1 protein-coding gene is annotated in these 204 nt (G+C 59.3%); it reads right to left on the bottom strand.

What is annotated here, in order from left to right:
• The coding region (locus ACYP5B_RS05195) for a recombinase family protein (RefSeq protein ID WP_459568825.1) at positions 1–204 on the bottom strand (204 nt) is incomplete at both ends.

The following is a 204-nucleotide window of genomic DNA, read 5'->3' as shown; positions in this document are numbered from 1 at the left end:
GGTCGAATCCGAAGCGAACGAGCCGGTCCTTGTGGGCGATGAGAACTCGCTCAATCTCACCACGCTGGATGCGCTCAATCAGCACGAGGAAACGCTTGCGCTTGAAGTTCATGCCGCCGCCGACTTCCTGAATCCACTCGTCAACAGCAATTGCGCCAGCCCGGCAGTATGCCTCCATCGCCGCCACCTGAGATCGCAAGTCGT

The sequence above is a fragment of the Cupriavidus sp. 8B genome, from assembly GCF_054589115.1.
The sequence above is the reverse complement of the archived record's forward strand: the minus strand, read 5'-3'. Positions and strand labels throughout refer to the sequence as shown.